This is a genomic window from Xenorhabdus cabanillasii, assembly GCF_003386665.1.
Taxonomy (GTDB): domain Bacteria; phylum Pseudomonadota; class Gammaproteobacteria; order Enterobacterales; family Enterobacteriaceae; genus Xenorhabdus; species Xenorhabdus cabanillasii.
Genome location: NZ_QTUB01000001.1, coordinates 4,241,848 through 4,267,890, shown reverse-complemented (window position 1 = coordinate 4,267,890; position 26,043 = coordinate 4,241,848). Strand labels below are relative to the sequence as shown.

19 protein-coding genes and 6 tRNA genes are annotated in these 26,043 nt (G+C 41.6%); 6 read left to right on the top strand and 19 right to left on the bottom strand.

The window, feature by feature from the left end; all coding sequences use genetic code 11:
* Nucleotides 1-60: 60 nt before the first annotated feature.
* The 11 genes from BDD26_RS19045 to nagB form a co-directional block, all read right to left on the bottom strand.
* Nucleotides 61-435 carry a helix-turn-helix domain-containing protein gene (locus tag BDD26_RS19045; RefSeq protein ID WP_115827433.1) on the bottom strand — a complete coding sequence of 125 codons (375 nt, stop codon included), beginning with the start codon at nucleotides 433-435 and terminating at the stop codon, nucleotides 61-63.
* Nucleotides 436-438: 3 nt separating this feature from the next.
* The gene (locus BDD26_RS19040; protein ID WP_115827603.1) at nucleotides 439-741 is read right to left on the bottom strand and encodes a type II toxin-antitoxin system HigB family toxin; all 303 of its coding nucleotides are present in this window, start codon (nucleotides 739-741) and stop codon (nucleotides 439-441) included.
* A gap of 182 nt (nucleotides 742-923) precedes the next feature.
* Nucleotides 924-998 (bottom strand) — tRNA-Gln (locus tag BDD26_RS19035).
* Between the two features lie 13 nt (nucleotides 999-1,011).
* Nucleotides 1,012-1,088: transfer RNA gene (locus BDD26_RS19030), tRNA-Met, on the bottom strand.
* A gap of 41 nt (nucleotides 1,089-1,129) precedes the next feature.
* Nucleotides 1,130-1,204, bottom strand: a tRNA-Gln gene (locus tag BDD26_RS19025).
* 85 nt (nucleotides 1,205-1,289) lie between these two features.
* Nucleotides 1,290-1,364: transfer RNA gene (locus tag BDD26_RS19020), tRNA-Gln, on the bottom strand.
* A 77-nt stretch (nucleotides 1,365-1,441) separates the two neighbouring features.
* Nucleotides 1,442-1,526, bottom strand: a tRNA-Leu gene (locus BDD26_RS19015).
* 5 nt (nucleotides 1,527-1,531) lie between these two features.
* Nucleotides 1,532-1,608, bottom strand: a tRNA-Met gene (locus BDD26_RS19010).
* A 153-nt stretch (nucleotides 1,609-1,761) separates the two neighbouring features.
* Nucleotides 1,762-2,985 carry a DNA-binding transcriptional regulator NagC gene (nagC, locus tag BDD26_RS19005; protein WP_115827432.1) on the bottom strand — a complete coding sequence of 408 codons (1,224 nt, stop codon included), beginning with the start codon at nucleotides 2,983-2,985 and terminating at the stop codon, nucleotides 1,762-1,764.
* A 12-nt stretch (nucleotides 2,986-2,997) separates the two neighbouring features.
* A complete protein-coding gene (gene nagA / locus BDD26_RS19000) occupies nucleotides 2,998-4,191 on the bottom strand; it encodes an N-acetylglucosamine-6-phosphate deacetylase (RefSeq protein ID WP_115827431.1) in 1,194 nt (397 codons plus the stop codon).
* Between the two features lie 28 nt (nucleotides 4,192-4,219).
* Nucleotides 4,220-5,026 (bottom strand): glucosamine-6-phosphate deaminase, encoded by an 807-nt coding sequence (nagB, locus tag BDD26_RS18995; RefSeq protein WP_038259888.1) that lies wholly within the window; start codon nucleotides 5,024-5,026, stop codon nucleotides 4,220-4,222.
* Between the two features lie 338 nt (nucleotides 5,027-5,364).
* Between nagB and nagE the strand changes: the two genes are divergently transcribed.
* The 6 genes from nagE (at nucleotide 5,365) to BDD26_RS18965 (ending at nucleotide 15,681) form a co-directional block, all read left to right on the top strand.
* Nucleotides 5,365-7,386 (top strand): N-acetylglucosamine-specific PTS transporter subunit IIBC, encoded by a 2,022-nt coding sequence (nagE, locus tag BDD26_RS18990; RefSeq protein WP_425330447.1) that lies wholly within the window; start codon nucleotides 5,365-5,367, stop codon nucleotides 7,384-7,386.
* 462 nt (nucleotides 7,387-7,848) lie between these two features.
* Complete coding sequence (locus tag BDD26_RS18985; protein WP_115827429.1) at nucleotides 7,849-8,700, top strand: phytanoyl-CoA dioxygenase family protein; 852 nt, start codon at nucleotides 7,849-7,851, stop codon at nucleotides 8,698-8,700.
* 43 nt (nucleotides 8,701-8,743) lie between these two features.
* Nucleotides 8,744-9,490, top strand: a complete 747-nt coding sequence (locus BDD26_RS18980) for a glycosyltransferase (protein ID WP_038259890.1) — start codon at nucleotides 8,744-8,746, stop codon at nucleotides 9,488-9,490.
* A 105-nt stretch (nucleotides 9,491-9,595) separates the two neighbouring features.
* On the top strand, nucleotides 9,596-10,825 hold the full coding sequence (locus BDD26_RS18975; RefSeq protein ID WP_115827428.1) for a DegT/DnrJ/EryC1/StrS family aminotransferase: 1,230 nt from the start codon (nucleotides 9,596-9,598) through the stop codon (nucleotides 10,823-10,825).
* Between the two features lie 256 nt (nucleotides 10,826-11,081).
* Nucleotides 11,082-12,749, top strand: coding sequence for a glutamine--tRNA ligase (glnS, locus tag BDD26_RS18970; RefSeq protein WP_115827427.1), 1,668 nt, complete (start codon nucleotides 11,082-11,084; stop codon nucleotides 12,747-12,749).
* A 238-nt stretch (nucleotides 12,750-12,987) separates the two neighbouring features.
* A complete protein-coding gene (locus BDD26_RS18965) occupies nucleotides 12,988-15,681 on the top strand; it encodes a beta-N-acetylhexosaminidase (protein ID WP_115827426.1) in 2,694 nt (897 codons plus the stop codon).
* Nucleotides 15,682-15,803: 122 nt separating this feature from the next.
* Here BDD26_RS18965 and fur read toward each other — a convergent pair whose 3' ends face one another.
* The 8 genes from fur to BDD26_RS18925 all read right to left on the bottom strand — a co-directional run bounded on the left by fur (nucleotide 15,804) and on the right by BDD26_RS18925 (nucleotide 26,043).
* Nucleotides 15,804-16,253: a ferric iron uptake transcriptional regulator gene (gene fur / locus BDD26_RS18960; RefSeq protein WP_038259894.1), complete on the bottom strand. Its 450-nt coding sequence runs from the start codon at nucleotides 16,251-16,253 to the stop codon at nucleotides 15,804-15,806.
* 207 nt (nucleotides 16,254-16,460) lie between these two features.
* Complete coding sequence (fldA, locus tag BDD26_RS18955) at nucleotides 16,461-16,994, bottom strand: flavodoxin FldA (protein WP_115827425.1); 534 nt, start codon at nucleotides 16,992-16,994, stop codon at nucleotides 16,461-16,463.
* Nucleotides 16,995-17,168: 174 nt separating this feature from the next.
* A complete protein-coding gene (gene ybfE, locus BDD26_RS18950; RefSeq protein ID WP_038259896.1) occupies nucleotides 17,169-17,459 on the bottom strand; it encodes a LexA regulated protein in 291 nt (96 codons plus the stop codon).
* A 268-nt stretch (nucleotides 17,460-17,727) separates the two neighbouring features.
* The gene (locus BDD26_RS18945) at nucleotides 17,728-18,318 is read right to left on the bottom strand and encodes a TetR/AcrR family transcriptional regulator (protein WP_038259897.1); all 591 of its coding nucleotides are present in this window, start codon (nucleotides 18,316-18,318) and stop codon (nucleotides 17,728-17,730) included.
* Between the two features lie 47 nt (nucleotides 18,319-18,365).
* The gene (locus tag BDD26_RS18940; protein WP_115827424.1) at nucleotides 18,366-21,479 is read right to left on the bottom strand and encodes an efflux RND transporter permease subunit; all 3,114 of its coding nucleotides are present in this window, start codon (nucleotides 21,477-21,479) and stop codon (nucleotides 18,366-18,368) included.
* Nucleotide 21,480: 1 nt separating this feature from the next.
* Nucleotides 21,481-22,587 carry an efflux RND transporter periplasmic adaptor subunit gene (locus BDD26_RS18935; RefSeq protein ID WP_069202295.1) on the bottom strand — a complete coding sequence of 369 codons (1,107 nt, stop codon included), beginning with the start codon at nucleotides 22,585-22,587 and terminating at the stop codon, nucleotides 21,481-21,483.
* Between the two features lie 242 nt (nucleotides 22,588-22,829).
* Nucleotides 22,830-23,801: a GlxA family transcriptional regulator gene (locus BDD26_RS18930; RefSeq protein ID WP_244922783.1), complete on the bottom strand. Its 972-nt coding sequence runs from the start codon at nucleotides 23,799-23,801 to the stop codon at nucleotides 22,830-22,832.
* 97 nt (nucleotides 23,802-23,898) lie between these two features.
* Complete coding sequence (locus tag BDD26_RS18925; protein ID WP_038259899.1) at nucleotides 23,899-26,043, bottom strand: type I secretion system permease/ATPase; 2,145 nt, start codon at nucleotides 26,041-26,043, stop codon at nucleotides 23,899-23,901.

Genomic DNA, 26,043 nt, shown 5'->3' with positions numbered 1-26,043 from the left:
ACTTTTGAGGGCAGGAGCATTTTTTTGCAAATGCTCCGTTAGCCCAAATGTGGGTTCCCTTTATGGGGTTTTATTTGTTGGTTTTATCAAAACATCGGCAGGTATTCCAAACATGCCGTGTAAATTTCGGATCATGGGTAATGTCAGATTGCGCTTTCTATTGAGAACTTCATAAACACGGTTAGATTTACCAATTGCTGGTTCTAAATCTTTCACTGTCAGACCGGATTGCTCCATTCTGAATTTAATGGCTTCAATGGGGTCTGGTGGGTCTATTGAATAATGTTCTTTTTCATAGGCTTCAATTAATAACACCATGACTTCCATGTAATCGAATTCAGGTGTACCCATTTCAGGCTGATTATCAAATAATGGTGCTATCGCTTTCAGTGCGCCTTGATAATCCTGCTCTGTTCTGATGGGTTTAATATTCATTGTTTACTCCAGATCTACGCTGTTAGCACCTACGGCATCGTATTGTTTATGCGTACCGATAAATTTAACGTACACCCAACCTGCGGGGTAAAAGATGGAAACTATCAGGCGGTAATCGTTTCCCTTAATGTTAAATACCACGCGATTATTTTTCAGGATGTTCGCATTGCGGTATTGAGCTTTAATATCAGCTGGCGTTTTCCATGAGGCTTTTTTTGCCTCGTCAAACCAAGCCCTTAGTGGTTGTTCAGCATCTGGATGTTTTTCCCAAAACGCTTTCAGTGATGCAACGGATATTATCTTCATAATCTTCACAGTAGTCCCGTAATGGGACTTAAGCAAGTGTTTATTGTTTAATCTATGACCTGCCATATTTTAATAACGTGTATTAAGTGCTGTTTGATGAAGATATAGGGGAAGTTTAGCGGCAGAAAAACAAAAAAACCACCTGTCGGTGGCTTTCAATTCAGTTAACATTTTGAAAATCTTGGCTGGGGTACCAGGATTCGAACCTGGGAATGCCGGAATCAGAATCCGGTGCCTTACCGCTTGGCGATACCCCAACTGAATTTTAAATGGTGGCTACGACGGGAATCGAACCTGTGACCCCAGCATTATGAGTGCTGTGCTCTAACCAGCTGAGCTACGTAGCCATTTACGTTAACCGTAAATTTTATGAAAACATTCAGGAATATGGCTGGGGTACCTGGATTCGAACCAGGGTATGCCAGGATCAAAACCTGGTGCCTTACCGCTTGGCGATACCCCACCTGAGTATTCTCATTAAAATCTTGTTGTTACCAGCTCGTTATTCCTGATGATCCACGCTTTAGTTATTGTTGTTTTCAGTAGTATGGCTGGGGTACCTGGATTCGAACCAGGGCATGCCAGGATCAAAACCTGGTGCCTTACCGCTTGGCGATACCCCACCTGAAAATAACACACTAAAACTTAAACCCAAAACAACGCCAGTTCAACTCGATTTAAGTACAACCAATGAAGAAAGTGGTGCGGGAGGCGAGACTTGAACTCGCACACCTTGCGGCGCCAGAACCTAAATCTGGTGCGTCTACCAATTTCGCCACTCCCGCAAAGATGGTGGCTACGACGGGAATCGAACCTGTGACCCCAGCATTATGAGTGCTGTGCTCTAACCAGCTGAGCTACGTAGCCATCTTTTTCGCTTTGCCTTCATCGGCGGTGCGGGGCGCATTATGCGTATATCAGACAAATGCGTCAACTGCTTTTTTTAAAAAATATGCATAATATCGCTTGTTTGTTTGGCTTGTAATCATATTGATGATAAAACCAACGGGGTTGGTGAAATTATCCTCCAAGAAGATGTTGCAACAGTACACCATTGAGCATCGAACGCTTCGTTAAGGCAAATGCACCAATTGCGGAACAGTGATTTAGTTCGGAAACAACGACGGGAAGATCTTCACGGAAGGCTTTTAACGATTGTGTGTTGATGCAGCTTTGGATAGCAGTCAGCAGAATTTGCTCAGCTTCCGTAATATCACCAGCAATAACTATTTTCTGGGGATTAAAGAAGTTAATGGCGATGGCAATAGCTTTACCAAGATTGTGTCCTACCTGCCTGATAACTTCGACTGCCAGAGGATCTCCCTGATTAGCTGCGAGGCATATGTCATGAATAGTACAGCTATTCAAGGTCAATTTGCTTGGAAATCCCTGCCGTAATTGATGCTGTACTTTAGCCTCTATTGCTGAGTTAGATACAATAGTTTCCAGACAGCCAAAATTACCGCAATGGCAACGTTCACCCAGTGGTTCGATTTGGATGTGACCTATTTCTCCCAGATTACCGCGTTTGTTGAGTAAGATATTATTATTGACGATAACTCCCGCTCCTGTACCACGATGAACGCGTACCAGAAGCGAGTCTTCACAATTGCGGGTGGCCCCGAAATAGTGTTCTGCCAACGCAAGGCTGCGAATGTCATGCCCGGTAAAGCAGGAGATATTGAAATGTTTCCGTAGATTTTGTACCAATGGCCAATTGTCTACTTTTATGTGTGGCATGTAGCGAATGATATCGTTATCGGGGTCCACCAGGCCGGGAAGAATGATTGATATTGCGATCAGTTCATGGATCCGCCGCTGATTTTTAGCAATGAAATTCTCAATGGCAGAGATAATCCGTTTTTCGACTTCCTGTTGTGTACTCTCCTGTACGGAGTAGTGCTCTTCGGCTAATTGTTTGGCACTCATATCAAATAATGCGATTGTCGCATCATGGCGTCCGAGCCGTATGCCGATAGTATGAAAACGACTGGTTTCTGTAACGATAGAAATAGCCCGGCGTCCGCCAGTAGAAGCCTGCTGGTCGATTTCTTTTATCAGGCCGCGTTCTAATAACTGACGTGTAATTTTAGTGACACTGGCGGGAGCAAGCTGACTTTCTTCTGCAATTTGAATACGGGATATTGGGCCATGTTGGTCTATCAAACGATAGACCACCGCACTATTGAGCTGTTTAACCAGATCAATATTACCGATTTGTTTTTGTGCAATATGGTTACGCATCAGGCCTTATACTCACGATAGTTCGACTGCATTTCCATTATCGATATCTTTGTTGATTATGTTTCCGTTAACTATGGCTTTGCAGATTTTGAAATTATGTGTAAATGCGGTCAGATTTGCGACTTTGCCGGTTTCAATCGTACCGAGGTGTTTATCAACACCGATGGCTTTGGCTGGATAAAGGGTTGCCATCCGCAATGTTTCATCCAAAGCGATACCGACATGTTCAACACTATTCTTGACACTCTCTATCATTGTGACTGAGGAGCCGCTTAGTGTGCCATGTTCATCAACACATAATCCATCACGATAATATATTGTTTTATTAGCAAAGGTGAATTGCTCCAGAGTATTTGTCGCTGGAGCAAGACCGGCAGGAACGATGGCATCTGTCACAAGGACTAATTTTTCATTTTTCAATCTCTTGGCACTACGGATATTTGGCCATGATACATGCATGCCATCACAAATAATGCCGGCATAGACTTCAGAGGTATCGTAAACAGCGCTGATTAATCCGGGTTGGCGGCCGGAAATGGCAGGCATGGCATTATATAAGTGGGTAGAAAAAGTAATGCCATTGTGGAATCCTCGCCGGGCCTCTTCATAAGTTGCATTGGAGTGACCAGCAGAAACAATAATACCCGCTTCAGTTAATTGGTGAATGCACTGCTCTTCGACCATCTCAGGAGCAAGAGTAATTTTGGTGATCACATCGGCATTAGTGCACAGATAATTGACCATTTCAGGTGTTGGCCTGCGTATATAAGCCGGATTGTGAGTCCCTTTTTTTACTGGATTGATGTAAGGCCCTTCCAGATGTAGTCCAAGTGCCTGATTAGGATTATTGGCTAAGTAGATACGCATCACTTCAATGGCCTTAATCATCAGTTCATCAGGGCTGGTAATAAGCGTTGGCAGAAAACTGGTACACCCGTGACACTGATTGGTTTCCTGCATGGTACACAGCGTCTCTTCCGTAATATATTCCAGCCGTTCATTATATTGGACACCGCCACAGCCATTGACTTGCAGATCAATAAATCCGGGAGAGAGATTTGCACCGTGTAAATCGTGTTTTTCAATATCCTCCGGTAATTCATTTTCTGGACAGACTTGCTTAATCAAACCATCTGCAATGATGACAGCATGTCCGTCCAGTCTTTCGTGCCCGGTATAGATAATACAGTTAGTTAAAGCGTACATTCTGATCTCCTAAGCGCCTGAATAAGTACTAACTGGCGAACTCATTAAGAATTTCCGCCTCTAGCTGGTGAAAATATTTCACTGTTTTTACTCTCAACTCCATCGTTGCAGGCTCATCACAGACGATGATCGCTTTTGGGTGTATCTGCAAACAGCTTACTGTCCACATATGGTTAACGTTGCCTTCAATTGCAGCTTGCAGGGCCAAGGCTTTTTGGGCGCCTGTCGCCAAGATCATGATCTCTTCGGCATCCATTAATGTCCCCACACCAATGGTTAAAGCATATTGGGGAACTAAATTTACATTATTATCGAAAAAGCGGGAGTTAGCTGTGCGCGTTTCTAGCGTTAACGTCTTAATCCGGGTACGTGAAGAAAGGGAGGATGCAGGTTCGTTAAAGGCAATATGACCGTCATTCCCGACACCGCCCATAAACAGATGGATTTTTCCATACGACTTGATCTTATTTTCATAACGTAAGCACTCAGCATCAACATCGTCCGCATTGCCATTGAGTAAGTTAATGTTTTCTTTTGGGATATCGATGTGATTAAAGAGGTTATGATGCATGAACGAGTGGTAACTCTGGGGATGATCTTTAGGAATACCAACATACTCATCCATATTGAAAGTGACGACATGTTTGAAACTGACTTTTCCTGCCTGATATAGCGTGATAAGTGCTTTGTAGGTTGCCAGTGGTGTACTGCCAGTGGGCAGACCGAGTACGAAAGGACGCTCTGCGGTTGGATTGAATTCGTTGATTTTACTCACAATGTAGTGTGCAGACCATCGGCCTACATCACTTGCATTTGTCAGGGGGATCAGCCTCATGATGACCTCTTTAAAAATTATTCATGATTAAAAACGGGACAATACAAACAGCTGTCGGGAAAGCCGACTATCATACCTGTTCTTTATGATGGTTCTACCTGTCGAATGTCACAATGTTATTTTTTATAATAAAATAAGTTTTTGATTAAGGCCATATTTTGATTAAAAAAATATCAACTGTGGTGATTTTTATCACATATCAGAAGGATTTAATTTGTGATGAAAAATAATTTTTTTAGACTAAAAATGTTTTAACAAGAAATACATAAGTGATGTCATTACATCATTCATTAAATAAAAGACTCCATTAACGGAGCTTTAAGGGGGCGTGAGTGAACATTTTAGGTTACTTACAACGGATTGGTCGGGCATTAATGGTGCCTGTAGCGACTTTGCCCGCTGCGGCAATATTAGTCGGAGTTGGGTATTGGATCGACCCAACTGGTTGGGGTTCCGATAACTCTCTGGCAGCGCTGCTTATTTCATCAGGGAATGCCATTCTCGAAAATATGGCAATATTATTTGCGGTTGGTATTGCCTATGGTATGTCGAAAGACAAGGATGGTGCTGCTGCATTGACCGGATTAGTCGGATTTATGGTTGTCCTCAAACTATGTTCTCCCGCAGTAATCGCAATGATTAAAAATATTCCGGTTGCTGAAGTGCCAATAGCATTCAGTAAGATCAATAACCAGTTTATTGGTATCTTAGTGGGGGTTATTTCAGCCGAACTCTATAACCGTTACAGCCATATTGAATTACCTCAGGCACTGTCATTCTTCAGCGGTCGCCGTTTAGTTCCGATACTCAATTCCTTTTTAATGATCCTGCTTTCTTTTGTTCTGATGTTTGTCTGGCCTGTAATTTATAGCTGGCTGGTGGCATTTGGTGAAAGTATTATCAACCTTGGCTCAACGGGGGCAGGGCTTTATGCCTTCTTTAACCGCTTGTTAATACCGATAGGTTTGCATCATGCCCTGAATTCAGTTTTCTGGTTTGATGTTGCGGGTATCAATGACATCCCTAACTTCCTGGCAGGAGCAAAATCTATTGCTGAAGGGACTGCCGTTCCGGGCATTACCGGGCGTTATCAGGCAGGTTTCTTCCCCATCATGATGTTTGGTCTGCCGGGGGCGGCATTAGCGATTTACCACGGTGCGCGTCCTGAAAACAGAGCAATGGTTGGCGGTATTATGATGGCAGGCGCATTTGCTGCATTCTTTACCGGGGTAACGGAGCCACTTGAATTCTCTTTCATGTTTGTTGCACCTGTGCTTTATGTCCTGCACGCCATTATGACGGGAATTTCGGTCTATATTGCGGCGACTATGCACTGGATTGCCGGTTTTGGTTTCAGTGCTGGTTTTACTGACCTTCTGCTCTCTTCACGCAATCCGTTGGCCGTTCACTGGTACATGCTTATCCCACAAGGCTTAGTTTTCTTCTGTCTCTACTATGTGATATTTCGTTTTACGATAAAAAAATTCAACCTGATGACACTGGGTCGTGAACCCTCTTTTATTGGGCAAATTGATGGTCACAATGTTGGCATTGCGGTAAAAGTCAGCGATACAGAGCAAATTCAGGAAGTGGCGTACAAGTACATTGCCGCAATAGGCGGTTCAGGCAATTTAACAGGCATTGACTCTTGTATTACCCGTTTACGTTTATCTGTGAAAGATGCGGGTTTGGTTAATGAACAAGTGACTAAACGCCTTGGTGCTTCTGGCATTATCCGTCTGAATAAAGAGAGCATTCAGATTATTGTAGGAACCCGTGCGGAATTGATTGCCAGTGCGATGAAGGAAGTTCTCTCCAAAGGCCCTGTTGCAGCAGTGACAGAAAATGATAATTCTGAGTCAGACATTCCGGCAGAAAAAAAGTATAAGCCGCAGGGAAAAGACATTCTGACGCTCATTGCTCCTGTAACAGGTAAATTGATTAAATTGGAGGATGTCCCGGATGAAGCTTTTTCCAGTAAATTAGTGGGTGATGGCATTGCGATTAAACCGACCTCCGATACTGTTTTTTCTCCGATTTCAGGTACGGTGGTGAAAATATTCGATACCAATCATGCACTGTGTATTGAGGCAGATAACGGTGTTGAAGTGATTATCCACATGGGTGTTGATACCGTTTCTTTACAAGGTAAGGGTTTTGAGCGTTTGGTTGAAGAAGGTGTGAGAGTGAAAGTAGGGGAGCCATTATTGAAGTTGGATCTTGAATACCTGAACACTCATGCCAAATCAATGATAAGCCCGATTATTATCAGCAATATTGATGACTATGCAGGTGTCAGTATCATGGCTGAAAGTCATGTTATTGCTAAAGAATCAAATTTATTTCAGGTAATGAAATAAATTAATGCATTTCTCCTTCCTGGTTAACGGTGATCGTTTCGGCGATCACCGGATTATATAAAAATACCCCACCTGAATAGTTCTAATAATAATAAATATCAATAAAACCAAATCATTTTATATAATTATCTAATTTATTATTGATGTTATTTTTTGTATTTTAATATTTTCTAGCATTATATTTACGCAATATAATAATTATTATTTTATATAACATTTTATATTATTTATTTTGTATTGATTAGTGCGCTATTAATAAGATATTTTTTATAAATTTAATCTTTTAGGGTTGAAATTGATTTGGTTTAAGGTAATTTATTTTCCGCCAATTTGATGCTTGTCTTTATTTTTAATAATGCTTCTTTCTATTATTGGTGTTATTTGGTTTTTATAATTTAAGAGCATAAACAGAGAGCTTAATAAGATAAGACTCTGGTATTTAATTATTGATTAGGTGGCAGAATGTCAGGATGTTTTTCTGAAGAGAAAATGAAACAATGTTTGAAGTGTTGGGATGATAACGGTTATATCATTATTGAATCGGCGGTGAGCAGGCAACAAGTACAGAAAACAGTAAATGCTATATTTGATTTTTTAGAAATGGATCAGAGAAAAACCTCCGATTTCTATGATGAAAATATTCGCTTACGTTCTGGAATAGACAAAATGGGGCGTATTCCTTTTTATCATCACCAGACATTATGGGATAATCGTCAGAGTGAAGTTATTTATTCAGTGTATGAGAAAATATTTGGTATTGCGGAGCTATTAGTAAGTATTGACAGAGTCAATATGAATCCACCGGTTACAGAAAAATGGCAATATGAGGGATTCATTCATTGGGATATTGATGTTTCAAAACGTCCCTTAGAAAGAAAAATACAGGGTTTGTTAAGCCTGACCGATGATGATGGTGATTCAGGTGGCTTTCAATGTGTGCCGGGTTTCCATAAAACTATTTACCATTGGTTATCTCAACAACCGAAAGGGTATAACAGCCGTTTTCCTGACACTAGCGAAATGAAAATTGAATCAATCCCACTTAAAGCGGGAGATTATGTGATTTTCGATGGAACACTGCCACATGGAAATCAGCCAAATACTTCCGATAAGCCCAGATTGGCACAATATTTCTGTTATTTTCCGCGAACAGATCTGACAGAGCAGCAAGTTGCAGAACGAATTTCAGCCTACAAACAGGGTAGGCCGACAACATCAATAACCGGAAAACCCTTTCCCATTAAGAAGGCCAGTCAACAAGATACATCTGATATTCATCTGACCGCACTGGGTAAACAGCTATTGGGATATTAAGTTACAGGTGATGGATATTGGCATGTTTTAATGGAGAAAATGGATGGATCGTGTTGAAGATTCTGTTGAAATTTCAATTGTGCTTCCCAGATATCATGAAAACTACCTGATTATTGAGAAAACAATACACCGGATTAGAAGAATTCAGGAAGTATTGAATGTACAAATTATCATTGTGAATGATTCAGATAAAAACAATTTTTATGATAGTGATATAGCAAAAATAAAACAGAATTACTGTGATGTTATGGTCATTTCCAATTGCGGAAACTATGGAAAAGGATACAGCATTCGGCGAGGTGTTGATTTGGCAAAGGGAAAGTATATCTTTTATACCGATATTGATTTCCCAATAAAAGAATCTGATTTTTTTAATGCCTATAACCAGATTAAATCTAATAATATTGATTTAGTGATAGGGGAGCGTTTTTCAAACAATAAATCAAAGGCTAATTTTTACCGAAAAATAACCAGTAAAATTTTTCTGAAAACGGTTAATCTCTTATTAAGTTGTAAAATTTCAGACTCACAATGCCCATTCAAAATGATAAAGTCTGATTTGGCAAAAGAAGTTTTTTCCAAACAAAAAATTAAGGGTTATGCATTTGATGCAGAAATTATTTATCTTACCAAGAGATTGTCTAAAAATTTACATCAACTCTCTGTAGTTTGGGAGGATACAAGAGAAAACTGGGGGCTAATAAAAACTTTATTAAATTATAGTGTCATGATTTATGCGGTTTTTTCTATCAAACTTTATTGGTTTATCAATGATCCTGAAATTGTGTAATTTATTTTGCATAAAATGATATTACATAACTTGACTAGCTTTATGGAATTACATACAGGTATGTAATCAAATTTATTTATTTTACTTTATTAAGGTATAAAGATAATGAAATTTCCACAATGGCCTGATTTTTCTGAAAAATCATTAAAAAATATCCAACAGCCACTATTATCTGGTCAGGTTAATTATTGGACAGGTGAAAGAGGAATGGAGTTTGAAAATAAATTTGCTAACTGGATTGGGGCAGAAATGGCGATATCTTGTAATTCTGGCACTTCAGCTGTGAATATTGCTGTGGGGGCTTTAAATATTGGCCCTGGTGATGAGGTTATCGTACCTTCTTACACTTTCATTGCTACTTCTTTTGCGGTTTTACAATGTGGGGCTATTCCTGTGTTTTGTGATACAACGGAAGAACACACTATTGATCCCGGTAAAATAGAAGCGCTGATTACAGAGAGGACAAAAGCCATTATCGTTGTGCATCTTTATGGTGTTGTTTGTGATATGGACGCAATCCTCGCTATTGCCCGTAAACATAATCTCAAAGTGATAGAAGACAGCGCTCAGTGTTTGGGAGGTCAATATAAAGGTAAATCGGTTGGTACAATTGGTGATGTAGGAACCTTTAGTTTTTGTCAGTCAAAACATTTTACCACGGGTGGAGAAGGCGGCATGGTTGTGACCAATGATGCTGAAATTGGTTGGGAATGTCGTGCTTATCGTGATCATGGATTTGATGTAAGAAGAAAATTTGATTTGCTTGCTTTGGAGGAAGTGTCATGGCATGTGCACAATCGTATTGGTTATAACTATCGTATGACTGAAATTCAGTCGATCATCGGGATTAATGAACTGGAACGGTTTGATGACTGGAATATGCGCAATCGGAAACAATACGCAAAAATCTATGATACAAAATTCACAGATATCGATTTAATTCACAGCTTGCCATTAAATAATGAAGAGAGATGCAACGCGTATTGGTTATATCCTATTGTTTTTGATCTTGCCAAATTGGATTGTACCGCCGAAGTTATTTTAAATGACCTGAAAAATATTGGTGTTCCGGCATTTAAAATTCAGTGGCCGGAAGCCTATGGCGAAAGAGTATTCAGAGAGTTACGGGGATTTGGTTCAGCCAATTTTCCTTTCCATTCAAAAGAGTACACATCGCCTGAATCAGTCAATTATCGTGATGTTGTGTGTGAGACAGCTCGCTCTTTATTACCCCGAACAATCAGCCTGTATTTGCATCCTAGCTGGAGCGAGGAGCACATTATTTATTGTGCGGATCAGTTAATCGTCGTGCTGGAAAATCATCGCATTTGCTGATCTTACTTGGTGCTATTATTGAGCGCCTTATGAGAAAAACGGCAAGCCATTATTAAAAAATGGCTTGTCAGTATCCTTCACTGTTTTTAACGGAAAGTTAACTATATTGTACATAATTCATTGTACATAAATCGCTTTTTAGCACTAACTTTACCCTTTTCGTCCATTTCCCATTAACTAAGTGTTGTTTCTCGGTTCAGCTTAATAGATTATAGAGGGTTATATTGAAGCGCTTTTTGCATTGAGGAATAAAACGATGAGTGAGGCAGAGGCTCGCCCGACAAACTTTATTCGTCAGATAATTGACGAAGATTTGGCAACTGGTAAACATACATCCGTACATACCCGTTTCCCACCTGAACCTAATGGCTATCTGCATATTGGCCATGCGAAGTCGATCTGCCTGAATTTTGGCATCGCACAAGATTACCAGGGGCAATGCAACCTGCGTTTTGACGATACGAACCCGGTTAAAGAAGATATTGAGTACGTTGAATCGATTAAAAATGACGTCCAGTGGCTGGGATTCCAGTGGAGTGGAGATATTCGCTACTCTTCTAACTATTTCGATAATCTGTATGAATACGCGCTTGAATTGATCAATAAAAGTCTGGCGTATGTCGATGAATTAAGCCCAGACGAGATCCGCGAATATCGTGGCACGCTAAAAGAGCCGGGTAAAAACAGCCCGTACCGCGATCGCAGTGTGGAAGAGAACCTTGTCCTGTTCGAAAAAATGTGTGCTGGTGAGTTTGCTGAAGGTAAAGCTTGTCTGCGGGCAAAGATTGACATGGCTTCTCCATTCATCGTCATGCGCGATCCGGTTCTGTATCGCATTAAATTTGCGGAACATCACCAATCCGGTAATAAGTGGTGCATCTATCCGATGTACGATTTCACCCATTGTATTTCTGATGCCATGGAAGGGATCACTCACTCTATATGTACACTAGAGTTTCAGGATAACCGTCGTTTGTATGACTGGGTATTGGATAACATTACAATTGATTGCCATCCACGCCAGTATGAATTTTCTCGCCTGAATCTGGAATACACGGTGATGTCCAAGCGTAAACTGAACCTGCTGGTGACAGAAAACATTGTTGATGGTTGGGATGACCCACGTATGCCAACGATTTCCGGTTTGCGTCGCCGTGGCTATACTTCTGCTGCGATCCGTGAATTCTGCCGTCGTATCGGGGTGACTAAACAGGATAACAACGTTGAAATGGCTGCGTTGGAATCTTGTATTCGTGATGATTTGAATGAAAACGCGCCGCGTGCTATGGCAGTTCTTGATCCGGTAAAACTGGTGATTGAAAATATGCCAGAAGGTGAAGTCATTCTGACAATGCCCAATCATCCAAATAAACCAGAAATGGGTAGTCGTGAAGTGCCTTTCAGCCGTGAAATTTATATTGATCGCGCCGACTTCCGTGAAGAAGCAAACCGTCAATATAAGCGTTTGGTACTCGGTAAAGAAGTTCGCCTGCGTAACGCTTATGTGATTAAAGCTGAACGTGTTGAGAAAGACGCAGAAGGTAATATCACCACTATTTACTGTCACTATGATGAGCAGACACTGAATAAAGATCCGGCTGATGGTCGCAAAGTAAAGGGGGTTATTCACTGGGTAAGTGCAGCACATGCTGCCGCTGCGCAATTCTATCTGTATGACCGTCTGTTCAGTGTACCGAACCCAGGGGCAGAAGAGGATTTCCTGTCTACGATTAATTCAGAGTCATTAGTGGTACGTAAAGGTTTTGTTGAACCGGGGCTGGCAAAAGCACAGCCGGGAAAAACTTATCAGTTCGAGCGTGAAGGGTATTTCTGTGCTGACAGCAAACTCTCAAATCCTGAATGTTTAGTGTTTAACCGTACTGTAGGCTTGCGTGATACTTGGGCGAAAATCGCCAAAGAATAATGTAAGTTGAATACATAAAAAAAGCGTGATTATTATCGCGCTTTTTTTATGCTTAAAAGTCTCGTAATGAAAATTAACTCCTCCTGCCAAGATTAAAAATTGCCTTATAGTCACATTTTGTATAGGGTTATTCCGCATTGATGCTATGTTGTGCAAAACCGTTGTACAAAACCGTTTTGTGATATCAAAAACAGCCTTCTGTTCTGGACGAAAATAAGAAACTCGGACGAGGTCATTAATGAAAAGCATTAAATTACACACTTTAGCAGCAATTATCATGGCGGCTGGGTTCACGGCAGGTACTTATGCAGAAAATATTCATGCGGAAATGTCATCACAGCAGATAGTGGATTCACTGAGTCAGTTAAACGTGAATTTCAGCATCGTAGACAACCAGGCCGGATCACATGGGACTGATTGTGCCATTTTAGGTGCAAATGGGGCCGCTTGTAATCGGGTTAATATCACATTGACCAATGGCGATCAGGCAATTGATTCTGCGGATTGGGCACTCTATTTTCATAGCATTCGCCAAATTCTGAAAGTTGAGAATGAGCAATACAAAATCACGCATATCACAGGTGACTTGTATAAATTAGAACCGACAGAAAAGTTCAGGGGGATCAAGGCTAAAGAAAAGGTCTCACTGCCAATCATTGGTGAATACTGGCAGATTTACAGTACAGATTTTATGCCACGCTGGTATGCCACTTCAGGTAATGCTATTCCCAAAGTACTGACTAATACTGATACTGAGGATCTGAGTGCATTTTTATCTGATTTTAAAGGGGAGCAGTGGAAACGAACTACAACGGATAACAATATCCTGATGACGCCCGAAAGCCGTTTTGAGAAAAACAGCCAGATGTCATTAATTGATGAGGATAAACTGCGTGGGCAAATTATCCCGACGCCCAGAAAATTGTCCATTCATTCACAGGATGTCAATTTGTCTCATGGTGTGAGATTGGAACTGGGGGGGTTGAGTGACGCTTCAGTTCGGGTTATTCGAGAGCGTTTTGCTGACTATAACATTAAGTTAACCAATAGCGGTTATCGGATTGCGACTCAGATTAATGCGAATAAATTTACCGGTGATTGGCGGGTTAAAGGGGCTTATTCCCTGAATATCACTACTAAGGGAGCGCAAATTGTTGCTTTTGATGAGTCCGGTGTATTTTATGGCCTGCAATCACTGTTTTCCCTTCTTCCGGCCAATGGTGTACCGAAAATAGCCACATTAACAGCAAAAGACGCACCCAGATTTGAATATCGGGGTATGTTTCTTGATGTCGGACGGAATTTCCATAGTAAAGAGGCTGTCTTGCGTCTGCTCGATCAAATGGCGGCTTATAAACTGAATAAATTCCATTTCCATTTGAGTGATGATGAAGGCTGGCGTCTGGAAATTCCCGGTTTACCGGAATTAACAGAAATCGGCAGCAAACGTTGTCATGATTTAACTGAGACACAATGTTTGTTACCGCAATTAGGCTCAGGGCCAGCAAGTAATAATATGGGAAGTGGCTATTTTAGCCGTCAGGATTACATTGATATCTTGAAATATGCTAAGGCTCGTCAGATAGAGGTGATCCCGGAAATTGATATTCCGGCCCATGCCCGTGCAGCGGTAATGTCTATGGAAGCCCGTTATAAAAAATTGTTGGCAGAAGGAAAGGTGCAGGAAGCCAATGAATACCGTTTGCTCGACCCGACAGATACCTCAAATACGACATCTGTACAGTTTTACGATCGTCATAGCTATCTGAACCCGTGCATGGATTCTTCCAAACGTTTTGTTGACAAAGTCATCAGTGAAATCGTTGCCATGCACAAAGAAGCCGGGACATCACTGAAAACATGGCACTTTGGCGGTGATGAAGCGAAAAATATTCGTTTGGGGGCGGGTTATCAGGATAAAGATGGCCCAATTGAACCGGGTAAAGGGATCATAAATAAAAAAATCGAAGACAAGCCATGGGCAAAATCTCAGGTTTGTCAAAAAATGATTGCGAAGGGCATTATCAAAGATGTTGATGAGCTGGCCAGTTACTTTGCGATTGAAGTTAGTAAGATTGTCAATGCTCATGGTATTGAGACGATGCAGTCATGGCAGGATGGTCTGAAACATGCGAAATCGGCGAAAGACTTTGCTACTCAGTACGTTACGGTAAACTTTTGGGATACTCTCTATTGGGGAGGTTATGATTCCGTTAATGACTGGGCAAACAAGGGCTATCGTGTTGTTGTTTCCAGCCCTGATTATGTTTACCTAGATATGCCGTACGAAGTCAATCCCAAAGAGCGGGGCTATTATTGGGCATCTCGTTTTAATGATGAAGCCAAAATCTTCAGTTTTGCACCAGATAATATGCCACAAAATGCCGAAACTTCGGTGGATATCAATGGCAACTATTTCAATACCACCAGTAATAAACGTTGGCCGGGGGCGTATGGGGTGTCAGGTCTATTATGGAGTGAAACAGTGCGGACTGATCAGCAAATGGAATATATGATTTATCCGCGTTTACTGCCGCTGGCGGAACGTGCGTGGCATCAGGCTGAATGGGAACAGAATTACCAGCAGGGCAGAGAGTATAAAGGCGGAGTCACACGGTATGTTGAAACCGATAAACTCAATAATGATTGGCGCCGTTTTGCCAATTTAATGGGGCAACGTGAGATGGCAAAACTGGATAAGGCGCATGTTGCATATCGATTACCAATACCAGGGGCAAGGATTGTGTCAGGGACATTGGAAGCGAACATTGCTTTGCCCGGGCTGGCAATTCAGTATTCGTTGAATGATGGTAAAACCTGGGAAATTTATGATGACAGACAAAGACCGCACGTCGAAGGTAAAGTGAAAGTCCGTTCTGTTAGTACTGATGGTAAACGTTTCAGCCGAATTGAAGATGTATATCAAAAATAATCGTTTGTAAAAAAGCAACCTGCCGATTAGCTTAGGCTAATCGGCAGCAGCTTCTTTCGACAAGAGCAGATATTGGAAGTGAGTAGTAAATCGTATGTATTACTTCTTATCGTGCCTTCTTATCATGCTTTCTCATCATGTAACGTACTATCTTTACGGCAATCACCTGTAGTACAGTGACCATACAAATAGAGACTATGATTTGACAACTTGATTCCATGACGTGCAGCAATATCCTTCTGACGTTCTTCAATGGACTCATCGCTGAACTCAATCACTTTGCCGCAGTCGAGACAAATCAGATGGTCGTGGTGATGTTGCTGAGTGAGTTCAAAAACCGATTTACCGCCTTCAAAATTGTGGCGAGTAACAATGCCGGCATCATCGAACTGGTTCAACACGCGATAGACAGTGGCGAGGCCAATCTCTTCACCGATATCAATCAGTTTTTTGTAGAGATCTTCCGCACTGACATGATGGCATTCTGGATCCTGTAGCACTTCCAGAATTTTCAGGCGAGGAAGTGTTACTTTAAGTCCAGCATTTTTCAATGCTTTATTGTTGTCGGTCATGCGGATTTAGTCCTGTAACTTGAGTTTAGTGAACTTGTGATACTTGGGGTATCGTGAGAGAATCATGATTTAGTTTCATGCTGTAGATTATAGGCACGGATATTGAAAATGAAAACCATGCCCGCTTCGCTATCATGACACATAATTCAAGAATTATCCCGCGCAAAAGGTAATTGTTTCCTTATACACACACGAGGGCATCTTTTATTATGCGCCGAGGATTTCTGACAGGCTCATTTCAGCCTTAATCTGCTGTACCCAAGCATCAACACGCTCTTCGGTCAATTCTGGTTGGCGATCTTCATCAATAGCAAGACCAATGAAGTGATTATCATCAGCCATACCTTTGGATACTTCAAAGTGATACCCTTCAGTTGGCCAGTGACCAACAATAATTGCACCACGAGGTTCGATAATATCGCGGATGGTGCCCATAGCATCACAGAAATATTCTGCATAATCTTCCTGATCACCACAACCAAACAGGGCAATTAACTTCCCTTCAAAATTGATCTCTTCCAGAGTCGGGAAGAAATCATCCCAGTCACATTGAGCTTCACCGTAGTACCAGGTTGGAATGCCTAGCAGCAGGATATCGAAGGCTTCAAGATCTTCCTTGCTGCTTTTGGCAATATCGTGAACTTCCGCAACATCAGCACCGCCCAGTTTTTCTTGGATCATTTTGGCAATGTTCTCTGTGTTGCCAGTGTCGCTGCCGAAGAATATACCTATTATTGCCATAAAGTAGATTAACCTCTTGTTCTATTAGTGTATTAAATCCATACACGTCACGCTGAAATCAGCAGGAAAAATAGCAGTTTTATTAAAATGAAAAACGTTATTTTGACCAAACATCAGTGACAAATCTGTCAGATTTGTGTGGTGACGCGGCTTCACTCTGTTGAATTAAAGCCGTTAATTGGCAAGGTGATCCTCTGTTGCCAGTTGGGCCAGCAACATTTGTTCAATCAATTCACTGCGGCTGATATTGCGCTGTTTTGCCAGATGGTTGAGAGCACCAACAGCATCTTCATTGAGTTTTAGTTCCACCCGACGTAGTCCTTTGACTTTATCCCGGCGCAACTGGTTGCGTTTGTTGATCCTAAGCTGTTCATCTCTGGACAACGGATTTGTTTTAGGTCGCCCTGGCCTGCGTTCATCTGCGAACAAATCCAGTGTGGTGCGATCAGTTTGTTCTTTTGCCATAAATTCGATTGATAAAGGGCGTGTACCAATAATATAGCGGGCAATGATACCTTAGCTGGACGCGTGTCGCTACTGGTTGATGGGAGAGATTGTTGGTTGATAAGAGGGATTGTCGGGTTCAGTCATAATTCAGACATAATAATGTAGGGAAAGTGGTGTATAGGGTGATGTATAACAAGTACGGTATGAAAGAGAAATAAAACGGAGAAAAGGGAATAGCGCTGGTCTGATTAAGGCAAATGCCTTAATCAGAAAGCGGTTGTAAGGGTTATGGAGTAAAGGCTTTTCGTATCATATAAGTAAAAGCTTCAAGGCTCTCACGCCACTCAAAATCAGATCCCATGACTTGCTTGCCGATAGCGCCGTCAACGGCGATCATCAACCAGGAAGCAGTCTGTTCAGCATTAAGTTTTTTATCAATTTCCCCGTTCGCAATGCCTTTATTGAGTAATAACGTTAAACGCTCCCGGACTTTTTTCTCATTCTCGATAAATATCTTATTAATAGCAGGATTCCGGCTGGCCTCAGCGATAATCTCAATACTGAGGCGTGCATAGCCGGGTTCGTTATAGAGCTGTATCAGCTTTGCCAACAATTTTTCTATTGTGGCAACCACTGAATTTTCATCATGACAGGCAGCCAAAATTTCGTCATAGTCGTGGCTGTCTTCTTCTGCAATCGCTTCAATAATGGCACTCTTGGTTGGATAATAATGAAACAGGTTTCCGGGACTCATACCTGCTGCTTTGCAGATTTCTGCTGTTGATGTTGCATGAAATCCCTTCTCGATAAAACAGGAGATAGCCGCAGCAATAATATGTTTACGTTTAGCCCGCTGTTTTTCGGTCTGTTTTTTCACCTTATATTCCTCCAAAGGCTAGATACAGAATCAAATTGATTCATCTGTCAATGATAATTGAGATCGTCTTTTGTTACCGATGACAATTTTCTAAGATATGGAGTGATATAGTTTTTAAAATCATCCACATAACTGTAAATAACGGGCACAAACAGCAAACTTAGCAGTGTTGAACTGAGTAACCCACCAATGACGGCAATCGCCATCGGCGCACGGAAACTGGTATCCGCGCCGCTGGTGATCACCAGAGGGATCATCCCGGCAATCATGGCAATTGTTGTCATGATAATTGGCCTGACACGCTCTCTTCCTGCCTGAATAATAGCGTCAGTTCGTGACATACCAGAGCGGGATTTTTCGAGAATAAACTCAACCAGCAAGATTGAGTTTTTGGTGACAATTCCCATCAGCATTAATATGCCGATAATAACCGGCATATCAATTGTGGCATTATAGATAAGTAAAGCGATAATGGCACCGCCGATAGCAAATGGCAGGGCAATCAGAATCGTCATTGGTTGTAAGAAATCTTTGAACAGAATAATCAGAATAGCCAATACCATCAGGATACTGAGCATCATAGTGGTAGAGAAGCGTTCAAACATCTCATTCATGTATTCAATATCACCATATTGAATTCTTTTAACTTCAGGTGGCAATTTTTTCAATGTTGGTAATTGATTGATCTGCTCCAGAGCGGTGCCAATTGCGATACCATTAAGATCAGCCTCAATCACAGCTTTACGTTGTCTGGCAATGCGTTCTATGGTGTCAGGCCCTGAACCAAAAGAGATCTCAGCGACCGATTTTATAGGGACATTAACCCCGGATGTGCTGTTAACGTACATATTACTCAGCACGTTCAGATTATCTCTGTCCTCTTTGGATAATAAAACACGGATCGGAACCTGCCTGTCCGGTAAATTAAATTTAGAGACATTGGCGTTGATTTCACCGATGGTTGCGGTTTTGATTACTGAACCAATAGCATCTGTTGTTACCCCCGCTCTGGCAGCCTCAGCAATATTCGGAGTGATAATAATTTCCCGTTTGGGTAATGGTTGCAAAATTTGAATATTCTTTAATCCATTCAACTGCATCATTTCCTGACGCAACTGCCTGGTTGTCTGAGCCAGAATTTCTGGATAATCACTGGCTAAAACAATCGAAACATCCCGGTTGCCATCACTGCTGCCAAAGATATAGCGAATATCCGGTGTTGCATCTAAGATAGGCGTCAGTGACTGTTCAAACTCTTTTTGTGACAATTTGCGATCATTGATGGGCACTAAATTGACGATAATAGTGCTTTTACTTTGGCTAATATCGCCGGCTGTTCCTTCAACACCTGCAATAGAGAAAATATCTACAATTTCTGGGCGGTCTTCAAACTGTTTAATAATCTGCTGCAAAAGTTTATCGCTTTGCGCTACCTGTGTTCCCGGTGGAGCTTCAATATCTATTCTAGCGATACTGATATCGGATTTAGGTAAAAAGCCAGATGGTAATAGCTCAAGCAGACTTAGTGAACCAAACAAAAAAACGACAGCTAATGCTAAGGCTGTTTTACGAAATTTTAATGTCTTATCCAGAATGGCAACATATTTCTTAATCCATGTCGGAGTCTCGGTTTTACCTGTTTCACTGTTTTGTTCAGACAATACTTTTTTCTTTGATGCCTTTTTCGGTAATAACAGATAAGCGGACATCAGAGGAGTCACCATTCTGGCAACCAGTAAGGATGATAAAACCGCCGCGGATACGGTAATGCCGAAGGGGACAAAATATTTACCCACGAAACCGCCAACAAAGCTGACCGGCAGGAAAACAGCGACAATCGTAATAGTAATCGCGATGATTGCGAACCCAATGGCATTGGATGCCTTGATCGCTGCAATATAAGGTCTTTCTCCTCTTTCAATATATTTTTCTATGTTCTCTATTTCGACTATCGCGTCATCAACTAAAATACCAATCACCAGCGTTAATGCTAATAGTGTGATGCTATTTAATGTGTAGCCAAATAAATGCAGAATAACAAATGTGGGTAAAATAGATAATGGCAGCGCAATTGCTGCAATTAAAGTAGCACGCCAGCTTTTCAGGAAGAAAAATACCACAATGACTGTTAATATTGCGCCTTCGATTAATGTCTGCATGGTGGCGTTATAACTGGCTACTGTGTATTTCACATTTGATGAAACAAGTTTAATATCAATATCAGGGTTCTCGTTTTTAATTCGCTCTAATGCTTTTGTGACGCCTTTTTCTACCACGGTATCACTTGAACCTTTAGTGCGGAACACGGCAAAACCAATAACAGGTTTACCATTCAGACGGGAAATAGAATTTGTTTCTGAATGGGAGTCTTTAATCGTGGCAATATCGCCCAAAGTGACCCAGTTATTATTCTCTAAAGGAAACTTTAATTTACGCAGATAATCTAATTGATTTTTGGCCCCTAAGATACGGATAGAATGACCTTGCTCCGCTATAACCATTCTTCCGCCAGGAATATTGACATTACTCTGGAGCAATAACCGGTTAATATCTGTAACACTGATCTTTAACGCAGCCAGTTTTACCGGATCGGGTTCAACCAGTATTTCTCTGTTTGTCCCCCCCGAACGGCTTATTTTTTGTACCCCTGGTACAGTTAATAGATGCTTACTTAATTTGTCATCAACAAACCAGGATAATTCGGTTAAATTTTTATTCTTTGCCTGAACAGCATAATTCAGAATAGCCCCGCCTTCTACATCAATACGGTTTATTAAAGGCTCATCTATATTTTGAGGTAATTCTGCCCGAATTTGGGTAATTTGCTCACGAATATCATTAACGGCGACATTAGGATCAACCGTCAAATTAAATTCAATAACCGTAATAGAGACACCATCAGTAATGGTTGAGTTAATATGCCGAATTCCCGGTAAGCCAGAAACTGCCCGTTCGATAGGTTGAGTCACTGCATTTTCTAATTCAGAAGGTGAAGCACCACTTTGTGAAGCAGTTACCGTCACAACCGGAAAATTAATCACAGGGTTGGCATTAATGGGTAACTCAGAAAAGGAAAATAACCCGGCGATAGTGAGAGCCAAGAAAATAACAATAGTGGGAATTGGCTTTCTGATAGCCCATTCTGATAATTGAAACTTCATCTTATTTTCCCTGTGATTTAATGGAAACAGTATCCATCTCTTGTAGGAATGGAGATGCAGAGACGACAACTTTATCGTTTGCTGATAATCCAGACTTTATTTCAACCCATTTATCAAAAATACGTCCTATATTGACTTGTTTTTTCTCCACCGCATTGTTTTTACCAACAATATAGACATCTGCTTTGTTTCCATCAGTGATACTCACTGCACTATAAGGAATGGCATTAATATTTTCTGGCTTAAGCTGAAAGAGAGCATAACCAAAATCTCCTAGTTTGATATTTGCGGGAGCGTTATCAAGCGTGATCCTGATGAGTCCTATTTGGGTAATAGGATTAATCTTTGGTGATACATATCTCACCTTACCCGTTATTTTATCCCCTTCAGTAAGAGAAATGGTTGCAGATGAACCCACCTGGATCTGTTTTAGGTCAGAAATATAGGCTTCAGCCGAAAATTCGTATTGATTATTGTCGATAAGCTTAAACAGGTAATTACCATCCGTGGTCATACCAACTGTGGCAGCACGCTCACTGATAATTCCTGCTTTGGGGGCCAGAATCGTTGTTTTGGCACGCTGGCTTTTTTCTTCTTGTAATTGTGCCTGTAATTGCCGGTATTCGGCTTTTGCCGCATTTAAGGCTGCTAATGCGGAATTTGCCTCCATTTTATATTTTTCAAATTCACTGGCAGCAATTACGCCGGTTTTGATCAGTGGTTTTACCCGTTTCAGATCGGATTGTGCCCGATCGTTCATGGCCTCATTTTGTTTGATCAGAGCCAAAGCTTGTTCCAGATTCGCTCTGGCCTGCTTGACTTTCTCATCCTGAATAGGCGTTTCCAGCGTAGCCAGAACATCACCTTGTTTGACGTGATCGCCTTCTTCAACCAGGACATCAGTAATGATATGCTGAGTCAGTGACGGGCTTATTACAATTTCATTCCTTGCTACAACAGAGCCTAATATATTAATTGAAGGAGCAAAGGGAACTGCCTGCATTGTTGTTGCTGAGACACGCATCTGTTCCTGGGAGGCCTGGACATTTGTAGTGAAAACGAGCACAGAAAAACAAAAGCCAAGAAGAGATAACAAATTTCTTGCCATTTATCGTCCTTACTAATGACTGATGATGATCGCTTAAAATAGCACCCATATTTTAGATAGAGTAGTCTATCTAAAATATGGGTGCAACAGTTTTAATCATGCTTTGCGTCAACTATATTTTACCGAGTATCTATCCTCAGATGATTCATATGGCTCACGCAAAGGGGGGAGCTTATACAGTATGTTGATTAATTACAATGCACTAAAATTGTTTAGTAACAAAGATATCATTCAACAGGAAATCAGCTATTATGGTGATACTTTTGTCGATACTCTTTTGGAGTCAGGCCATTACAGCGTTTAAATAATTCTCTGAAATAGCGGGTATCTTCATAACCCACTTCATGACTGATTTCTTCAATAGTTTTTTGTGATTTTTCCAGCCAAAGTTTGGCCTGTGACAGACGTATCTGTTGGATATACTGGATTGGTGTTTGCCCTGTGGCAATTTTAAATCTGCGTTTCATTTGCCGTTCACAAAGATGAATTTTATTTGCCAAATCAGCGACCGATAAAATTTCAGAAGGGGAGGAATGCATCCAATCTTGCAGCTTGTGAATGAGTGGATCTGAATGTTGACGATAAGGGACAAAACTGATTGGATCCTGGTTCTCATTTTCTCCAAACAGGAAATGTGTACAACGTTCTCTGGCATATTGTCCATAAATCAGCTCCACAATATTCATCATGCAACGGGCATCTTCATAAGCACTGGAAATGCAGAACCGATTATTGTCGCAAGTGATTTTTTTGTCGGTATACAGAGGAATATGGGGAAATAGCTCTTTGAATTCAGCAGCGAAATGAGGATGAATAGTTGCACTTGTTTTCAGTAAGCCTGCATTGGCCGACATGAAAGTGCCGGAACATATAGAAACAATAGGAATATGTTTTTCATCCATCGCTTTCAGCCAGTCGATTATTTCCTGTGAGCAATGATGTGGTTGCCATTCAGGAAAACCCAGTGAGCCGATCAGAATAAGGTCGGGTTGTGTACCATAATAAAGACTGCCCTGAAAAGTTGATGCAGATCCAATCAACAGATCATGGGGTTTATCCACTCCCTTCTGAGTAGGATAAACAATACGAACATCAGGAATAGGGCCGCCAATAGCATTAGCGGCAATAGTCAGTATTTCAATCGGCATAGCAACCGAAGTGACTGAAGTATGTGAAAATACCAGAGCTGTGATAGAGAATTGTTTCATAGCCATATTCTCTTCCTTAAGAACATTTTATGATGTTGTGTTAATTTCGTTATTAAGATGAAACAAGCCTCCTGTCTTCAATGAATTTTTCAGAATGTGATAGTCAGCTGGTTTGCTGATACCAAAGTTGTGCATAGAGTCCATTTTGTTGTAGCAGAGTATCATGTGAGCCTGATTCGATTATTTTCCCTTGATCTAAAACGAAAATTTTTTCTGCATGGCGAATGGTGTTCAGTCGGTGAGCAATGCTGATAATTGTCCGATCCCGGCGGATCTCATGCATATTGCTCATAATGGCAGCTTCGGATTCATAATCCAGTGCGGAAGTTGCTTCATCCAGGATCAGGATCTTGGGTTCATTCAGTAATGCTCTTGCCAGAGCGATACGCTGCCGTTGGCCTCCAGACAAATTGCTGCCTTTTTCACCGACCGGATGGGCGAATTTATGGGGAAACTGATTGATAAAATCAATAGCACCAGCCAGAGTTGCTGCCCGATAGAGTTCTTCATCACTGGCATTGGGTTTACACAGACGGATATTGTCGGCAATGCTGCCAGAAAACAGAATGCTTTCTTGTAATACCACGCTCATATTACGCCGCAGCGATACCGGATCGGCAATTGCCAAATCCATGCCATCTACCAAAACCTGACCATGTTGCGGTATATACAGGCGTTGCAGCAATCGGGTCAGGGTGCTTTTGCCTGAGCCGGATGGCCCTGTGATACCGATAAATTCACCCGCCTTGATCGATAATGACAGATTTATCAATACTTCGGGAGTATCTTCATGATAACGGAAACGGATATTTTTGAATTCAATCTGACCGGCCAGCTCAGGAGAAGACGCTAATCCTTGCTTACTGTTCTCCATGGGTTCATCAAGAATATCACCGACACGTCTCAGCGCGATCAGAGTATGCTGGAAATCCTGCCATACTTGTGCCAATCGCAGGATCGGTTGTGTGACATGCCCTGCCAGCATATTGAAAGCAATCAGCTCTCCGGGAGATAACTCTCCTGCAAGTACGCTTTTGACTCCCCACCATAGCAATAGCGCCGCGACAATTTTTTGGATCAAAGTGATCCCCTGTCCTGCGGCAAGCCCGCTTTTCTGGGCCGCAAAACGCTGGATTAACTGTCGGCTCAACACTTTTTGCCACTGGTGCAGAAAGCGTTTTTCCGTTGCTGTGGTTTTGATCGTTTCGATACCCGTCACGGCTTCCGTTAAGAAACTGGTAGCATTGGCATCAGCTTCATACTCGGCTTCTACTTTATGCCGGATAATTGGCCCGACGGTTATCCAGAGCAGGAAATAAAGTACCAGCGAGCCGATCACTATCCATGACAGCAGGCTGGAGTAATGGAACATGACACCAAGGAACAGGATGATAAAGATCAGATCGAGCAATAACATCAGAGTAGAACCCGTCAGAAACTGGCGAATTTGAGCCATTTCTCTGACGCGGGCGATAATTTGCCCTGTTTGACGTTGTTTGAAATAGGGCAGAGGTAACCCCACCAGATGGCGGTAAAGTCTGCCGGAGAGTTCAGCGTTGATTTGGCTTGCCATATGTCCAAACACAGTATTGCGCAAAAAACCGTACAAAGGTTCTGCAATGGCGAGTGCCAGCATTGCCAGACCGAGAACATGCAGACTGGAAATACTACGTCCCACCAATACCTTGTCGATAATGTTTTCAAACAACAGAGGCGATGCCAATGCAAAAAGTTGCAGCACAATGGCCAGCAGAAAAATATCCTGTAACTGTTTTTTCTGTCTGAAAATGGATGGATAAAACCAGCTTAAACCAAATTTGACCTGTTTTTTAGTCAGATTTTTTTCAGCGACAAGCAAGATCTTGTATTGATCATGCAAATCCTGGATTTTTTGTTTTCCTGTAATAGGATTGAACACTGTAAATTGACCAGCGTTGGCATGCAACAGTACCCACCAGCATTGCTCCAGTTCAACCAGTGCTGGCAGAGGTAAAGTTGCAGCTGTCTCTGATGTCAGCAAATCAAATTTACTGTGTAGCCCGATAGCATCAACAGCTTCCCGCAGTTGCCAGTCTGTCAGTTGCAGGGAATCTAAACCCAGTGCATGGTGCAATTGTCTGGCATCAGCAACTTTGTGGAATTGTTTTCCCAGATAAGCGACACATTCCAGTGCACGATTATTAACGTGGTTTTCCGTATCGGTACTATTTTTATCAATATTATTTGTAAAGGAAAAAGCCTCTGCCAT

Coding starts and splice junctions, on each gene's coding strand:
- BDD26_RS19045 (WP_115827433.1), bottom strand. CDS start 435: ATGAATATTAAACCCATCAGAACAGAGCAGGATTATCAAGGCGCACTG.
- BDD26_RS19040 (WP_115827603.1), bottom strand. CDS start 741: ATGAAGATAATATCCGTTGCATCACTGAAAGCGTTTTGGGAAAAACAT.
- nagC (WP_115827432.1), bottom strand. CDS start 2,985: ATGCGTAACCATATTGCACAAAAACAAATCGGTAATATTGATCTGGTT.
- nagA (WP_115827431.1), bottom strand. CDS start 4,191: ATGTACGCTTTAACTAACTGTATTATCTATACCGGGCACGAAAGACTG.
- nagB (WP_038259888.1), bottom strand. CDS start 5,026: ATGAGGCTGATCCCCCTGACAAATGCAAGTGATGTAGGCCGATGGTCT.
- BDD26_RS18985 (WP_115827429.1), top strand. CDS start 7,849: ATGTCAGGATGTTTTTCTGAAGAGAAAATGAAACAATGTTTGAAGTGT.
- BDD26_RS18980 (WP_038259890.1), top strand. CDS start 8,744: ATGGATCGTGTTGAAGATTCTGTTGAAATTTCAATTGTGCTTCCCAGA.
- BDD26_RS18975 (WP_115827428.1), top strand. CDS start 9,596: ATGAAATTTCCACAATGGCCTGATTTTTCTGAAAAATCATTAAAAAAT.
- glnS (WP_115827427.1), top strand. CDS start 11,082: ATGAGTGAGGCAGAGGCTCGCCCGACAAACTTTATTCGTCAGATAATT.
- BDD26_RS18965 (WP_115827426.1), top strand. CDS start 12,988: ATGAAAAGCATTAAATTACACACTTTAGCAGCAATTATCATGGCGGCT.
- fur (WP_038259894.1), bottom strand. CDS start 16,253: ATGACCGACAACAATAAAGCATTGAAAAATGCTGGACTTAAAGTAACA.
- fldA (WP_115827425.1), bottom strand. CDS start 16,994: ATGGCAATAATAGGTATATTCTTCGGCAGCGACACTGGCAACACAGAG.
- ybfE (WP_038259896.1), bottom strand. CDS start 17,459: ATGGCAAAAGAACAAACTGATCGCACCACACTGGATTTGTTCGCAGAT.
- BDD26_RS18940 (WP_115827424.1), bottom strand. CDS start 21,479: ATGAAGTTTCAATTATCAGAATGGGCTATCAGAAAGCCAATTCCCACT.
- BDD26_RS18935 (WP_069202295.1), bottom strand. CDS start 22,587: ATGGCAAGAAATTTGTTATCTCTTCTTGGCTTTTGTTTTTCTGTGCTC.
- BDD26_RS18930 (WP_244922783.1), bottom strand. CDS start 23,801: ATGGCTATGAAACAATTCTCTATCACAGCTCTGGTATTTTCACATACT.
- BDD26_RS18925 (WP_038259899.1), bottom strand. CDS start 26,043: ATGGCAGAGGCTTTTTCCTTTACAAATAATATTGATAAAAATAGTACC.